The organism is Mesorhizobium subarcticum (assembly GCF_055456085.1).
Window position 1 is genome coordinate 5,310,000 of sequence record NZ_CM144237.1, and the last position, 13,736, is coordinate 5,323,735.

Sequence of the window (13,736 nt, forward strand, 5' to 3'; positions counted from 1 at the left end):
ATCAATCCCGGGGACGTTCGGTGCGAACCCAAAGATCGCGATTGCGCACGGCCGGCTTCGTCAGGCGCCGTACCTTCGGCCGCTCGGCAGCCGGCGCGATGCCCCAGTAGTTGCGATAGATGTCCTCGAACAGATGCTTGATGGGATGCATGGTCTTTTTCCCTTTGAATTGAATCGATCCAATTAGTAGGTAAAAAACGGCGCCGATCAGTTCCGCTCGCGCGTCACCAGCAGACGAAGGTCGCGAATCGATAGGCCGGATCTGCCCCGGCGCTTGGAGCTGTTGGCGCCCAACCCGATGCTCCAGTCGTTGCGATAGATGTCTTCGAAGAAATAACTGACGGGATGCATGACGCACCTCCCCTGGTTCATTGAGCAGAGCAAATGCGCCGCATTGGATCGATTCAAAGATAATTTCTCGACGATCCCAGGTCAAGCGAAATTTGAATCGATCCAACGAAAGTGCTAGATGCAAAGCCGGAACGTGCTAAATGCATGTCAGGAGGCACGCACAATGGCGTCACCAGACAATCGAAGACCCATCCGGCTGGCCGACATCGCCAAGGCCGCCGGCGTCTCGCATGGCACCGCATCCAATGTCTTCAGCCGTCCCGAGATCGTGCGCGAGGAGGTCCGCGAACGGGTCAAGGCCGCCGCCGAGGCGATGGGCTATGGCGGGCCGGATCCCAAGGGTCGGCTGTTGCGGGCCGGCAAGGTCAATGCCATTGGTGTCGCCACCGCCGAACCCCTCTCCTACTTCTTCGATGATCCCTTTGCGCGCGTCATGATGGCAGGCATCTCGCAGGCCTGCGACGCAACAGGGGCCGGCATCTCGCTTGTCTCGGCCGCCAACAACGAACAGCTTGCCTGGAACATCCAGAGCGCGCTGGTCGACGGCTTCATCGTCTTCTGCATCGAAGGCGGCTCCCGGCTGGTGCAGCTGGCACGTGAGCGCAAATTGCCTTTCGTGGCGCTCGATCTCGCTTCCGAGGATGGGTCGGTCGCGACAATCGGCATCGATAATGTCGCTGGTGCCGCCATGGCGGCGCGCCATCTCACCGACCTTGGACACCGCCGCTTTGCCGTGCTGGCGTTGGAGTTTGTCGACGGCAGGACCGGCCTTGTTTCGCCCGATCAGGCTCAGAACGCGGTTTATGCGGGAACGCGAGACCGCGTCACCGGCTACTTCCAGGAGCTATCGCGGGTCGGCGTCGACACGACCAGAGTGCCGATCTACGCGACCGCCAACGATGTGGCGAGCACGAAGTCGGCGCTCGAGACCATATTCGGCACGGCCGAACCCCCGACGGCGATCCTGGCGATGTCGGACAGAATGGCCCTAGTGGCGCTTGAATGGCTGAGCGCGCGCAAGTTGAACGTCCCCGATGACGTGTCGATCGTTGGGTTCGATGGCGTTCCGGAAGCTGCGGTATCCGAGCCGCCATTGACCACCGTGGCCCAGCCGATTGCCGAGATGGGCCGTCTCGCCGTCAAGGCGATCCTGGACAACGACGGCACGACAAATCGCCGGCAGCTGCCGGTCGAACTGATCGTGCGGGCTTCGTCGGCTCCGCCACGCGGCTGAACTATCCCTCAGCGATTGGCCCTTGCCACCCCGGAGACGCCGAAAGGCGCGCGAACCAGCGTGGCATCCTTTTGCGTCGTACGGACCTTGCCCGAGCCGCCGATGGTCGACAGCCATTCGAGATAGAAGGCGAGCGCGAATTGCAGGGCGATGCCGGCTGACAGCAGCAGGCTGTCATAGGCAAGTCCGCCCGGATTGATCAGCCTCATCACCTGCGCGACCATGGCGATCACCGTACCGGCAATGAAAACCGGCAGCGAGCGCTTGCCCATTATCGCCAGCGGATGGTCCGGGCTGGTGCGGAACAGGTTCGACAGCGCAGGCAAGGCGACAATGAGATAGCTGACCGCCAGGATGTGCACCAGCCGCGGCAGCGACAGGAACGTCTTGTCGAAGCCGCCAATGACCACGGGCAGCTTGAACCAGGTTATCTGTCCCCACAGCGGGCTGTGCACCCAGACCAGCGCCGTCAACACATAGGTCGCGGCCGCGCCTACCAGCCAACGGTTGACCGGAATGACACCGCCGCGCCTGACATGCAGCATGGCGGCCAAACCGATGTTAAACAGGAACTGCCAGGACAAAGGGTTGAGGAACCAGAAGCCGGGCTCGGGATAGTTGGGCGGGGCGATCTGCCAGATGCCGGCAGCGAGCCACAGCGCACCGGACGCGACAAGTGCGGCGACAGGCCTGTAGCTGATCAGCAGGACGAAGACCGGTGCCATCAAAAGCAGCGCGGCATAGACCGGCAGGATGTTGTTGTAGCCGAGCTGATGGCCGAGCGTGACGATGCCGACCAGCACTTCGGGCGTGTTTTTCATCAGCGGCTCGATGTTGATCAGCTTCAGCAGTTCCGGCCGCTTGGTGAACACCGCCACCATGCAGAACAAGGCGATTACAACCATTGTCGTGACGATATGAGCGACATAGAGCGTGCCTGCCCGCCGCCACATCTTCAGGGTCGCGAGCAGCCGGCCACCTGGCCGGAACCTGGTGCCATAGGCGAGCGCGACCGAGATGCCGGAAATCAGCACGAACGCTTCGGCCGCGTCCGAAAAGCCTAAATTCTTGTAAGTTAGATTTTCAAAGACTGTGCCCGGCACGTGGTCGATGAAAATGATGATGAGCGCGAGCGCACGCAGCACGTCGATACGCGTATCGCGATCCGAGATACGAGTGTCGCGCTCCGGCGAAACGGGGGTAGTCATCGACAAAAGGCCTCAAAGCTAGTCATTGATTGGGCAATGCGACCCCCGACGCACCGCTTCGATTCCTCCCGCGAGGGAATACATCGGCGCAGAAACGGGCGGAAAGGCGCCTGGTTCAATCAACTTTCGCGGAGCACGAAAATATTGCGTTTTGAAGCCGGCAAATTGAGCGGAACCTCATATAATCAAGAGGATGCGGGATGAGCGGCGACGGCGTCGAAAACGGTCCACTGCTCACGGATCTGCCCTTTGCCTACCGTCTCATCGGCGTCAGTGGGGAGAGACGTGAATGCCTGTTCCTGTTGCATGGATCCGGCGTTGACGAGACGACCCTGGTGGCGCTGGCAAGGCAGATCGCGCCCGGCGCGGTGCTCGTCGCAGCGCGCGGTCGTATCCCCCAGGAGGATGGTTTCCGCTGGTTCGAGCAAATCACACCGACGCGCTTCGAGCAAAAGAGCATCCTTTCCGAAACCGCCGCCTTCGCGGCATTCGCAAGCGAGGCCGCCGGGCGCCATGGACTTGATCTCGGTCACGCAACGTTCCTCGGCTATTCGAACGGCGCCAATCTGGTTACCAGCCTGATGCTGCTCCATCCCGGCATCGTCAGCGGGGCGGCGCTGTTGAGGCCAATGCCCGTGCTTGACCACGTGCCGGCGACGGACCTTAAGGGAACACGGACGCTGATCATCGCTGGTGCCGCCGACGAGACCTACGGAGCCTTCGCGCCCGCGCTGGTAACGCTGCTCAGTCAACGCGGCAGCGCGATGGACGCTCGGATCATTCCATCGGGCCATGACATCGGTGATCTGGACGCCGCCATCGTCAGGCGATGGCTGGCGGGATCGGTTGCCATTGCCTAGGCGGAGCCGCTTGTGAGCACCGGGCACGCTGGTTCGTGACAGGAAGCAGGACAATAAGTGCGGCAAAAGCAACTATTCACCAACGAAATGGCCTGGGCCTTCCATTGTCCACAGCGGCGACATATGTCTGTTACATCCTGTCTATCGAGATACTGTTCACCGAGGGGGAGGTCTGCATGGCCGACAAGAACAGCGTCACTTTGCTCGACGACACTTCGCAACTGCCTGTTATCACCGCCAGTCCGTCCGACATCGCCAGGATTGAAAGCACGATCGACGTCAAGGATCGCGCCGGCATCTCGGTCTATGGCGATCGTGCCCAGCAGGCTGTCAGCGACTATGCCGACAAGATCTTGGGGCAATTGCGTAACCGTGATCTCGGTGACACCGGCGACCTGCTGACCGACATCATCATGAAGGCCAAGAACCTTGATCCGGCTTCGCTGAAGGATCAGGGGTTTTTGAGCAATCTGTTTTCCTCGTTCAAGGCGCGGCTCGAGCGCTTCAAGGAGAAATACGAGGATGTGGCGGGGCAGATCGACCGGATCGGCCTAGAGCTAGACCGTCACAAGGATACGCTGCGGCGCGACATCGCCGTGCTCGACGACCTGCACGAGCAGACCAAGGATTCGATCCTCAAGCTCGATGCCTATGTGCAGGCGGGCAAGAAATTCATCGATGACTATCGCGCCAACGAGTTGCCGAAATTGAAGACCGCCGCGGATTCGGCTGGCGGTGATGTAGGCGGCACGCTGGATGCGCAGACCTATCAGGATGCCGTGCAGGCGCTCGACCGTCTGGAAAAGCGCGTCTTCTATCTGGTGCAAGCGCGCCAGCTCGGCATCCAGCAATTGCCGCAGATCCGCATTGTCCAGTCCGGTGACGAGACGCTGATCGAGAATTTGCAGGCGACGTCGGCGCTCACCGTGCCGGCCTGGAAGCAGAAAATGGTTATCCTGCTTGGCCTGACTAACCAGAAGTCGGCGCTCGAATTGCAAAAGACCGTGACGGACGCCACCAACGAGATGATCCGCCAAACCTCCAAGATGATGAAGGACCAGGCGATCTCTATCGAAGAGCAGGCGCAGCGCGGTATTGTCGATGTCGAAACGCTGGCACAGGCCAACCGCGACCTCATCGATACCGTGCAAGGCGTGCTGAAGGTCCAGCAGGAGGGCCGCCAGAAGCGGGCCGACGCTGAAAAGCAGATGGACCAGATGACGCTCGATCTGAAGAAAGCGCTGACCCAAGGCTGATCGGAACCGCCATGCCGAAGACGCTGACGTCCGTTCTGCTGCTGGCCTTCGCCGTGCTGCTGGCCGCCTGCAATTCAAGCCACGTCCAATTCTCGATCGTCTCCGGTTCCGAAAACACGGTGCTGGAACCCATCGTGCAGGAATTCTGCGCCAAGCAAGGCGCCACCTGCACCTTCGCCTATGAAGGCTCGCTCGACATCGGCCTTGGGCTGCAACGGCCCGCCGGCCTCGACCAGGACGCGGTCTGGCCGGCCTCGAGCGTGTGGGTCGATTTGTTCGACACCGGCCGCAAGGTGCGCAATTTGACCTCGATCGCCCAGATGCCGGTCATTCTGGGCGTGCGCAAATCCAAGGCAGCCGAACTCGGCTGGGTCGGCAAACCTGTCTTCATGAAAGACATCCTGGCCGCTGTGAAGGACGGCAAGCTCAAATTCCTGATGACGTCGGCGACGCAGTCCAATTCGGGCGCCAGCGCCTATCTGGCCATGCTCTCCAGCGCACTTGGCGGCAAGGAAGTGATCGAGCCCGGCGATCTCGACAATCCGAATGTGCGTGAAACGGTCAGCGCCCTGCTGCAGGGCGTCGAGCGTTCGTCCGGCTCGTCGGGCTGGCTCGCCGACCTCTATGTCGACAGCGCAAGCAAGGGCACCGTCTACGATGCGATGTGGAACTATGAGGCGACGCTGAAGGAGACCAATGACAAATTGAAGCAGATGGGCAAGGAACTGCTCTATGCCGTCTATCCGGCCGATGGCGTTGCGGTCGGCAATTCACCGCTCGGCTTCATTGACCATGGGCGCGGTCCGGACGTCGAAAAGTTCTTCACCGACCTGCTCGCCTATCTGCAGTCGGACGCGGTGCGCAAACGGATCGCCGACAGCGGCAGGCGCCTGCCGCTTGGCGGTTCGGCGATCCAGGCCGCGCCGGAACCGGACTGGAATTTCGATCCGGGCAAACTGGTGACGTCGATCCGCATGCCGGAACCGGTAGTGATCCGCAAGGCGCTCGATCTCTACCAGGAGGCCTTGCGCAAGCCTTCGCTGACAGCGCTGTGCTTCGACTTCTCCGGCTCGATGGAAGACAAGGGCGAGAAACAGCTGCAGGCTGCCGCGCAGTTGCTGTTCACACCGGAAAAGGCCAGCGAGGTGCTGGTGCAATGGACGCCGTCCGACCACATCTTCGTGCTGCCGTTCGACAGTGTCGTGCGGGCCAATTTCGAAGCAACTGGCGATGCCGCAGGCCAAGCACAGCTGCTGGCTGATGTTGCTGATCAGCACGCTGGAGGCGGCACCGACATGTATGCCTGCGCCCAACAGGCGCTGCAGAAGATCACCGCGACCGCGAACCTGTCGAAATATCTGCCGGCCATCATCATCATGACCGATGGTCGGACAGACGGCAGCGCCGACGCTTTCCTCGACCAATGGCGAAATGCGTCGGTGCGCGTACCGGTGTTCGGCATCACCTTTGGCGACGCCGACAAGAGTCAGCTTGCCAACCTCGCCCAGGCAACCTCCGCGCGCGTGTTCGATGGCGGCGGCGATCTCGCAGGCGCCTTCCGCGCCGCCCGTGGCTACAACTGAGATGCGCGGCTAGGATGCGTGGCTTGTTCGGCAACGACTGGAACTGGATCGTAGCGGGCCTCGTCTCGGCGGCGCTGCTGGTCGGGCTGAGCCTGCTTACCCATTTTCCGTTCCTGGTGTCGGCAGTCATCGCCGCGTTGGTCTTTGCCGGACTGGTCTTCGTGCTGGCGCCGCGCCAGCTGTTCGAAGGCCTTGATCTGAACTCGATTGGCGGCAGCCGGGTTGCGTTTGCGCGCGAACTGCTGGCTCAGGCCCAGCCGGCGGCGGATCGCCTTGCCGCAACCGCCCGGACCATTTCCGACAAGGACATGGCGGCCAAGGTGAAGAACCTGTCCGATATCGCCGCCGATGTCATCACCAGGGTCGAAGCCAAGCCCGAGAGCGCACCCGCCGTGCGGCGCTTCCTCACCTATTATGTGCCGCAGGCGGCCGAGGTGTCGGAAGGCTACGCCGCATTGGCAGCCCGGCGCGCGCCCAGTCAAGCACGGCTGGCCAATATCGGCGCGGTGATCACCAAGCTGCAAGACGCCTTCACGCATTATGCCGACAGCCTGGCCGATTCCGAACTCGGCACGCTCGACGTTGACCTGCAACTCATTCAGGAGTCGCTGAAAGAGGATATTGGTCACTGATGGCCATTTCGCGCCGCGCTTTTGGACTGGGCCTGCTGGGTGCCGCCGCCGCCGGCACTGGCGGCTATCTGACATTGAAAGAGCGCCCCGAATTCCGCGGCTACCTGGGCAACAAGGCGCATCTGTTCGGCTTCATCGGCGGTGAAAAGCAGGCCTTCCTGGCCGATCCGGATGTCGTTCATGCGCTGGCGGGCTATGGGCTGGAGCTTGATGCACGCGTCGCCGGCTCGGTCGAGATGGTCCGCGAAGCAGCATTGTTGTCGCAGAAACCGCAGTTCCTGTGGCCATCCTCCTCGATCATGGTCGATCTTGCCCGCAAGAGCGGCGTGGCGATCCGCAACGATCAGGTGGTGCTGAACTCGCCTGTTGTCGTCTACACTTGGGGGCCGGTGGTCGAAGGGTTGAAAAAGAGCGGCCTGGTCACGGTCGCTGGCAAGGGCGGCTACAACCAGCTTGACCTCAAGGCTTTGCTCGATGCCATACTCGCCGGCAAGAACTGGTCGGACCTTGGCATCGACGAACTCTATGGCCGGGCGCGCATCGTCTCCACAGACCCGAACCGCTCCAATTCCGGCTTCATGTTCGCCGGCCTGGTGCTGAGCCTGATGAGCGGCGATGTGGCGACGCAGGAGCTGCTTGCCCAGCACGGCGACCAGGCCAAGGCGATCTTTCGCAGCATGGGCCTGAAATCGTCCTCATCAGGAAAACTGTTCGACCAGTACATCGCCGGCGGCCTTGGCGCCGAGCCGATGGTGGTCGGCTACGAAAACCAGCTGGTCGAATGGGCGCTCGCCGATCCTGCACGCTGGCAGCGGGTGCAGGCCGGCGCCGGCGCCAAGCCGGAAATCCTCTATCCCAGACCGACGGTCTACTCCGCGCATCCGCTGATCGTCATCGACCCAGCGGTTGACCGGCTGCTGGAGGCGCTGACCAGCCCGACGCTCCAGCAACTCGCCTGGTCCAAGCATGGTTTTCGCGGGCCGCTCGGCACCGTGGCGGGTGACGCCGATGCTATAGCCGGCGTAAGGCCGGCGGAAATCGAGGCGGTGCTGCCGATGCCGTCAGCCGACGTGATGCTGGCGCTGCTCAACCAGATGGACGGCTAGCCCCGCCCCATCCTGTTCCAGGCATCGAGCCCGGCGATCTTGTAGGCTTCCGCAAGCGTCGGATAGTTGAAGGTGTTGTTGACGAAGAAGTCGACCGTGCCGCCGAGATTGATCACCGCCTGGCCGATATGGATAAGCTCGGTGGCGCCTTCGCCGACGATATGCGCGCCGAGCAGGCGGCGCGTTTCGATCGAAAACAACAGTTTCAGGAAGCCGGTGTCGACGCCCATGATGTGGCCGCGCGAGGTCTCGCGGAAGCGCGCGACGCCAACCTCATAGGCGCCGCCGCTCTGGCGCACCTGTTCCTCGGACTGGCCAACGGTCGAAATCTCCGGCACCGCATAGATGCCGTAGGGAAAGGTTTCCGGCGGCGGCGGCAAGGCCACGCCGAAAGCATGGCAAGCGGCCACCCTGCCCTGTTCCATCGACGTCGAGGCGAGGCTGGGAAAACCGATCACGTCGCCGGCGGCGTAGATGTTGGGCACGCTGGTCTGGAAGGTCTGCGGATCGACCTTGATGCGGCCTCGGGAGTCGGCCTCGATGCCGACCACATCGAGGCCAAGGCTGCCGACATTGCCGGTGCGGCCGGCGGCATAGAGCACGACCTCGGAACGAATGGTGCGGCCATCGGCCAGTTCCACTTCGGCGGTTTCAGGCTTGGAGCGGATTTCCTTCACCGCGCTGCCGAGCCTTATCGTCATGCCGCGGTCGCGCATCTGGTGGATGAAATCGTCGACGATCTCGCGGTCGACGAAATCGAGGATGGTGTTGCGCGGCTCGACCAGCGTCACCGGCACGTCGAGCGCTGAAAAGATCGTCGCATATTCGACACCGATGACGCCGCCGCCGATCACCGTCAGCGTGCGCGGCAACTGGCCGAGTTCCAGCATCTCGTCGCTGTCGAAAACGCGGGTCTTGTCGAAAGGCACATCGCGCGGCCGGTGCGGCCTTGTGCCGACCGCGATCAACGCGTGGGCGAACCCGACTTCGCTGTAGTCGCCATTGTCGGCCGTCAGGCTAACCTTGTTGGGGCCGATGAATTTTACGGAGGCGCGTGCGCTCTTGACTGTGTTGCGCATGAACTGGTGCTGCAGCACCTCGACCTCATGATCGAGCGTCTTGTGCAGACGCTCGATCAGGTCGCCGACGGAAATATCCTGCTTGACCCTGTAGCCGCGTCCGTAGAAGCCGCGCTCGCGCCAGCCCGAGAGATTGAGCACCGTCTCACGCAGCGTCTTCGACGGAATGGTACCAGTGTGCACCGAGACGCCGCCGAGACGCCGGCCGCGATCGACCACCAGCACCGATTTGCCGAGCTTGGCCGACTGCACCGCGGCGCGACGGCCCGAGGGGCCGCTGCCGATGACCAGCATGTCATAGTCCATAGTGCCCCGTCCCTCTGCCCCTGAGCGCTTTTGTTGCGCCGCAGCAAGCTAATGCTATCCGCACGGTAAATTCAACCGATTCGGATTGTGTCCTGCGTCGCTCGAGCCTTGCGCCCCGGGAGAACCCCGACCTTGATTCCGACACAGGCCTTCACCATTTCAATGTCGAGCGGTCCGCACCCTATGTCGGGCCATGTTACGAGGAAATGACATGAACGCGCGCGTTCTCGACGGCGAAATCATCAACACCCGGCTTGACGATGTCAGAGCCTATGAGGGCGTGCGCACGCGGCGCATCCTGGCCTTCGTGCTCGACTACGTCATCGTCGGGCTGCTCAGCGTCGTGTTCGCCATACTGGTGTTCTTCCTCGGGTTTTTGACGCTCGGCCTGGGCTGGATGCTGTATGGCATTCTCGTGCCGGCCGTCGCTATCCTCTACATCTGGAACACGCTGGGCAGCGCCGACCAGGCCACCACGGGCATGAAGATGATGGGCATACGTCTTGACCGGCTTGACGGCAGGCCGATCGACGGCCTCACAGCGGTCGTCCATTCCGTGCTGTTCTGGGCCGGCAATGTCATCCTGTCGCCGCTGGTCCTGCTGGTGACCTTGTTCTCCGACCGCAAGCGCACGCTGCACGACCTTTTGCTCGGCACGGTGGTCAGCCGCACGGGCCGTTAAGGGCATTTCAGGGAAGCGTTACCGGCGCATCGGCGCAAATGTGAAGGCGTTCTCCTGATGACGCCTTCACAATCCTGTTGAATTTTTCGCTTTCCGCGCCAAAGGTAGAGCGACTCGAAGGAGTGTTTCCAAGGCTCGATGACGCAGCACCCGACCCAGTCGCCACAGTTCTTCCTGACCGCGCCGTCGCCGTGCCCCTATCTCGACGGCCAGTTCGAGCGCAAGGTGTTCACGCATCTGGTCGGCGACAAGGCGGCGGAGATGAACGATCTCCTCACGCAAGGCGGCTTCCGGCGTTCGCAGAACATCGCCTACAGGCCGGCCTGCGAGACCTGTCGTGCCTGCGTCTCGGTGCGCATCCTCGCCCAAGAATTCACCGCCAGCCGCAACATGAAGCGCGTGCTCCAGCACAATTCCGACCTCGTCGGCCATATGCACAACGCCGAGCCCTCGACCGAACAGTATTCTCTTTTCCGCAGCTATCTCGATGCCCGCCACCGTCGCGGCGGCATGTCCGACATGACGGTGCTCGACTACGCCATGATGGTCGAGGATACGCATGTCGACACCAAGGTGATCGAATACAGGCGGCGCGGGCCTGACACCTTTATCACCGGCAAGGGTCAGGGCGAACTGATCGCGGTGGCGCTCACCGACAAGATGGCCGATGGTCTGTCGATGGTCTATTCCTACTTCAATCCGGATTTCGAGGAGCGGTCGCTCGGCACGTTCATGATCCTCGACCACATCGCCCGCGCCAGGGCGATGGGCCTGCCCCATGTCTACCTCGGCTACTGGGTCAACGGCTCGCGCAAGATGAATTATAAGATGCGCTTCATGCCGCAGGAGCATCTCGGCCCCAAGGGCTGGGAGCGCTACACCAACGAAGCGGTTTCACGCTGAGTTTTTCCACGATCCGCGCTTAAACTGTTTCAAGGCAGGCGATGCTGGTCTTTCAGCCGGTTGGCTGAAGAGTGTGTGCTGTCGCACCGGCCAGCCGCCGGCCTGCATTTCATTGCGAAAGTTCCTGCATGTCCTCTCATCATGATCACCAGAAGGGCCTTCTGCTGACCGCTCTCGGCGGATTGACGCTGACATCAGACATACCGCTGATCCGCCTCGCCGACGGTGGCGCATGGACGATCATGCTGCTGCGCACCGGCACCACATTCGTCGCGGCCATGGTCATCTGGTCTGTCTGGCGGGCGCTGAGCCGGAACGCTCCACAGCTCATTCCTGGCTGGTCCGGTTTGATCGTTGCGATCTGCTATGGGTTGACCGGGATCACCTTCGTCACCGCCGTCTATCACACCTCGACGGCCGATCTGGTGTTCATCCTGGCCTTCAACACCGTGTTCGCGGGCTTGCTGTCCTGGATATTCCTGAAGGAGAAGCCACGGTTGGTGACGATCATCGCCATGGCGATCATGATCCTTGGCGTGCTCGTCATCGTCGGCGGGTCGGTCGGTACCGGCAAACTGTTCGGCGACTTCATGGCGCTTTGCTCGGCTTTCTTCGTCGCCGTGGCCATCACCATCTCGCGCGCCAGCGGCAAGGACATGGGGTTCACCTCACTTGTCGGCGTCCTTCTGCCGATGGCCCTGGCAGCCTTCATGGTGTCAGGCGAAGGCTTTCACGTGAACGCACCATGGTGGATCATCTTCAACGGCGCCGTCATCATGCCGATCTCGTTCTTCTGCCTTGCTGCCGGGCCGAAGTACATTTCGGGGCCGGAAGTGGCGATGTTCTACCTGCTTGAAACGGTGCTGGCGCCGGTCTGGGTATGGATGATCTTTGCCGAGGCACCGACCCGCAACAGCCTGATCGGCGGCGCGATCCTGATCGTCACGTTGATAGCGCATTCGCTCTGGCAGTTGCATGATGGCCGCAAGCGGCGGAGCGACTTCGCGGTGCATCATCCGGTCTGAGGCGTACCACAGGCTTCGAGATCAGGCGCTGGCCTTCTTCGCCGCGCCAGGTTCCGGCACGATCTCGATCTGTGGGCCGGGATCTATTTCGGCGGCCGAGCCGGCGGCCATCTCGTCGCCCAGTTCCACCTCGCGCAGCCATTCGCGCCAGATGGCGACCAGCAGCGCCATCAGCACCGGGCCAATGAACAGGCCAAGGAAACCCATGGTCTTGACGCCGCCGATCAGGCCGAAAAAGGTCGGCAGGAAGGGTAGTTTTATCGGCCCGCCGACAAGCTTCGGGCGCAGTGTCTTGTCGACGATGAACAGTTCGACCGTACCCCATATGAACAATGCCAGACCGGCCATGGGCGAGCCGCTGGCGGCGAGATAAATCGAGACAAGGGTGAAGGACAGAGGTGCGCCGCCGGGAATGAGCGCCATGACGCCGGTCAGGGCACCGAGCGTCACCGGCGACGGCACGCCGGCCAGCCAGTAGGCGATGCCCAGCACCAGCCCCTCGCCAATCGCGATGACAGTCATGCCGGTCACCGTCGAGGAGATCGTCGCCGGCACGACGCGCGAAATCCGCTCCCAGCGGGTCGGCAGGATGCGTTCGCCGAGACGGTCGATCTGGCCAGCGAAATGCTCGCCGTCACGATAGGCGAAGAACAGGGCGATCATCATGAACAGCAAAGTGAGCAGCAATCCGAAGGCACTGCCACCAGCGGCAAGGGCACCGCGATAGATGCTGCCTATATTGGCGCCACTGACCAGCTGGATCAGTTCACCGATGCCGCCGGGATGGCCGAGATTGGTCGTCCATTGCTCGTTGAGCCAGTCGCCCACGACAGGCAGTGTGGCGATCCAGTGCGGCGTCACGGCACCATGCCGGTTGGTCTCTATCGCCCAGCCAACCCACTCGCGCACCTCGTTGATGGCATAGGTACCGGCAAGCGCGATCGGTATCACCAGGAAGGCAAGGATGAACAGGATGGCAAGGGTAGCGGCGATGGTGCGGTTGCCGCCGACACCGGCAAGCAGCCGCCAATAGAGCGGCCAGCTGGCGAAGGCGATGACGAGTGCGGCCAGCACCGGGAACAGGAAGCCGTGGAAGAAATAGACGCCGGCGGCGACGATCAGCACCAGCAGCCAGCGTGCCGCCGAAATCGGCGGAATGACAGCCGACCCCAACGGTGTCGACAGGCCAAACAGACGCTGCTGCCGTTCCGGCTTCTGGATCTTGGTTTCCTTCAAACGCCGGCCTTTCCCAAACACCTTCCCGCTTATGCACTGATATAGTGCAGCAATCGTGACGATAGTCCAAATTGGTGATGATGAAGCTGCCAATCTCCCCCCTCGTGGGGGAGATGTCCGGCAGGACAGAGGGGGGCGTGAAGGATCGCCAACACTGGTATTTGGCGACCAAGAACCGAGACCAGTGTAGTAGCCATGTCCATTTGATACGCAGGCGGGACAGCGCCCCCCTCTGGCCTGCCGGCCATCTCCCCCACGCGGGGGGAGATCGCAGC

14 protein-coding genes are annotated in these 13,736 nt (G+C 62.0%); 9 read left to right on the plus strand and 5 right to left on the minus strand.

The annotated features are described in order from the left end of the window. Nucleotide 1 precedes the first annotated feature (1 nt). The gene (locus ACZYHG_RS25965) at nucleotides 2–151 is read right to left on the minus strand and encodes a hypothetical protein (RefSeq protein WP_464610969.1); all 150 of its coding nucleotides are present in this window, start codon (nucleotides 149–151) and stop codon (nucleotides 2–4) included. A 56-nt stretch (nucleotides 152–207) separates the two neighbouring features. Further along, nucleotides 208–351, minus strand: a complete 144-nt coding sequence (locus ACZYHG_RS25970; RefSeq protein WP_464610970.1) for a hypothetical protein — start codon at nucleotides 349–351, stop codon at nucleotides 208–210. Between the two features lie 163 nt (nucleotides 352–514). Here ACZYHG_RS25970 and ACZYHG_RS25975 point away from each other — a divergent pair, with 163 nt between their 5' ends. Continuing rightward, nucleotides 515–1,585: a LacI family DNA-binding transcriptional regulator gene (locus ACZYHG_RS25975; RefSeq protein WP_464610971.1), complete on the plus strand. Its 1,071-nt coding sequence runs from the start codon at nucleotides 515–517 to the stop codon at nucleotides 1,583–1,585. An 8-nt stretch (nucleotides 1,586–1,593) separates the two neighbouring features. Here ACZYHG_RS25975 and ACZYHG_RS25980 read toward each other — a convergent pair whose 3' ends face one another. After that, on the minus strand, nucleotides 1,594–2,793 hold the full coding sequence (locus ACZYHG_RS25980; protein ID WP_464610972.1) for an OpgC family protein: 1,200 nt from the start codon (nucleotides 2,791–2,793) through the stop codon (nucleotides 1,594–1,596). Between the two features lie 200 nt (nucleotides 2,794–2,993). Between ACZYHG_RS25980 and ACZYHG_RS25985 the strand changes: the two genes are divergently transcribed. From ACZYHG_RS25985 to ACZYHG_RS26005, 5 genes are all read left to right on the plus strand, one after another. After that, nucleotides 2,994–3,653 (plus strand): alpha/beta hydrolase, encoded by a 660-nt coding sequence (locus ACZYHG_RS25985; protein ID WP_464610973.1) that lies wholly within the window; start codon nucleotides 2,994–2,996, stop codon nucleotides 3,651–3,653. A gap of 176 nt (nucleotides 3,654–3,829) precedes the next feature. After that, entirely contained in the window at nucleotides 3,830–4,909 is a 1,080-nt protein-coding gene (locus tag ACZYHG_RS25990; protein ID WP_464610974.1) for a toxic anion resistance protein, read from the plus strand. Nucleotides 4,910–4,920: 11 nt separating this feature from the next. Then, nucleotides 4,921–6,492: a substrate-binding domain-containing protein gene (locus ACZYHG_RS25995; protein WP_464610975.1), complete on the plus strand. Its 1,572-nt coding sequence runs from the start codon at nucleotides 4,921–4,923 to the stop codon at nucleotides 6,490–6,492. 14 nt (nucleotides 6,493–6,506) lie between these two features. Next, nucleotides 6,507–7,124: a 5-bromo-4-chloroindolyl phosphate hydrolysis family protein gene (locus ACZYHG_RS26000; protein ID WP_464610976.1), complete on the plus strand. Its 618-nt coding sequence runs from the start codon at nucleotides 6,507–6,509 to the stop codon at nucleotides 7,122–7,124. Next, the gene (locus ACZYHG_RS26005; RefSeq protein ID WP_464610977.1) at nucleotides 7,124–8,230 is read left to right on the plus strand and encodes a hypothetical protein; all 1,107 of its coding nucleotides are present in this window, start codon (nucleotides 7,124–7,126) and stop codon (nucleotides 8,228–8,230) included. Before ACZYHG_RS26000 ends, ACZYHG_RS26005 begins: the two co-directional genes overlap by 1 nt. On the opposite strand, the gene sthA is transcribed toward ACZYHG_RS26005, so the two are convergent. Further along, nucleotides 8,227–9,615 carry a Si-specific NAD(P)(+) transhydrogenase gene (gene sthA / locus ACZYHG_RS26010; RefSeq protein ID WP_464610978.1) on the minus strand — a complete coding sequence of 463 codons (1,389 nt, stop codon included), beginning with the start codon at nucleotides 9,613–9,615 and terminating at the stop codon, nucleotides 8,227–8,229. The genes ACZYHG_RS26005 and sthA overlap by 4 nt on opposite strands. Before the next feature lie 211 nt (nucleotides 9,616–9,826). Here sthA and ACZYHG_RS26015 point away from each other — a divergent pair, with 211 nt between their 5' ends. From ACZYHG_RS26015 to ACZYHG_RS26025, 3 genes are all read left to right on the plus strand, one after another. After that, nucleotides 9,827–10,297 carry an RDD family protein gene (locus tag ACZYHG_RS26015; RefSeq protein ID WP_464610979.1) on the plus strand — a complete coding sequence of 157 codons (471 nt, stop codon included), beginning with the start codon at nucleotides 9,827–9,829 and terminating at the stop codon, nucleotides 10,295–10,297. A 138-nt stretch (nucleotides 10,298–10,435) separates the two neighbouring features. Further along, complete coding sequence (locus ACZYHG_RS26020) at nucleotides 10,436–11,200, plus strand: arginyltransferase (RefSeq protein WP_027057322.1); 765 nt, start codon at nucleotides 10,436–10,438, stop codon at nucleotides 11,198–11,200. A gap of 128 nt (nucleotides 11,201–11,328) precedes the next feature. Further along, nucleotides 11,329–12,225: a DMT family transporter gene (locus ACZYHG_RS26025; protein ID WP_464610980.1), complete on the plus strand. Its 897-nt coding sequence runs from the start codon at nucleotides 11,329–11,331 to the stop codon at nucleotides 12,223–12,225. A 21-nt stretch (nucleotides 12,226–12,246) separates the two neighbouring features. On the opposite strand, the gene ACZYHG_RS26030 is transcribed toward ACZYHG_RS26025, so the two are convergent. Beyond that, nucleotides 12,247–13,461, minus strand: a complete 1,215-nt coding sequence (locus ACZYHG_RS26030) for an AI-2E family transporter (protein WP_464610981.1) — start codon at nucleotides 13,459–13,461, stop codon at nucleotides 12,247–12,249. Between the last annotated feature and the right edge of the window lie 275 nt (nucleotides 13,462–13,736).